The organism is Oleiphilus sp. HI0061 (assembly GCF_001635675.1).
Window position 1 is genome coordinate 1 of record NZ_LWFE01000366.1, and the last position, 1,213, is coordinate 1,213.

At 45.0% G+C, this 1,213-nt stretch carries 1 protein-coding gene; it reads left to right on the plus strand.

Annotated features, from left to right (window positions below; translation table 11 throughout):
* Positions 1 to 1,213: AAA family ATPase (locus A3735_RS05055; protein WP_068637686.1), on the plus strand; the 1,213-nt coding region annotated here is incomplete at both ends.

Genomic DNA, 1,213 nt, shown 5'->3' on the forward strand with positions numbered 1-1,213 from the left:
CAAGAAACTAGCACGGGACTAGATGAAAAGCTTAGGCAGGCTTACTTTTGGATCGTTAATAACGCGATAATCAGTCCTCACTATGATATCGAATATAATGATCAGTCTCCGCAACAGTTTAGGGCGGGAGACAGTCACAGTACGCTAAACCTCCCAACTGAACAGTCTTACTCAAGCTTTATCTTATTGCCACTCCTCACGTTCGCTACTCAAAGTAAATGCCTTTTCATTGGCGGACCAGGCCGGGGTAAAACGGCTAGTGCAATCTTGATGGGTATCATGGGCGGTTATACGACAAAAGAAGTTAAACGAGCCATGCAACATGGCCATCCGCAGATGACAGTGGCTGATTTGCTGGGTAATCCCTTGCCATCGGATCTGGCCTCGGCCGAAGCGATCGAAGACATCCGCATATCGTGGCGGAAATGGCTTGGAATGCGCGTAAAAATAGTCGATGAATACAACCGTATCCCTACACGAACGCAAAGCGCTTTGCTGACTGTGATGGGAGACAACTACGCAGAACTCTACAACCAGGTCTTTGAATGTCCTGATGCGGCCTGGTATTTAACTGCAAATGATGATCAGGGTGGCGGAACCTACCAGGTGATCGAAGCCTTAAAAGATCGTATTGATGTCGTTGTCCAAGCTTTGTCATTTAACCCTAGATTTCTGAATCAGTTGCTTCTACGTATTGAAGAAGGTGTAAAGCCAGAAGATATGGTTCCACCTCAGATCATTTTCACCGAAGATGAGATCTCAGACATGTCGCTAGCGATACGCAATATCACAGTACCTGCAGGGATTCGGCGCAGAATAGAGTTCTTTACGAGTCACTTTGAGTATTCGGAGTATTCTGCCTCTCAGTTTGAATATAAAACAAAGGACACGTCACGATTATCAGGCGTCAAATCACATGTGTTAGCGTCTATTGATAATGGTCGTGATCGTCTAAAAGATCTTGGTTGTCAGACCCTAAACGGAATCTCAGTTCGTTCTTTGATGTCACTACTACAGTTTGCTAAAGCTCTCGCGTTTTTTAGGGGTAATGACACGGTTGAGTTAAACGATGTAAGGCAAGTACTCCCATTCGTTTTTCATTCCCGGCTTTTTGCTGACATGGATTCACCGTTTTTCGAACTGTCTGAGAATACTTTTTATCGAAGCGATAAGATCGGCTGGTTGCGTCACCTCTTTGATTCTTCATGTAGGG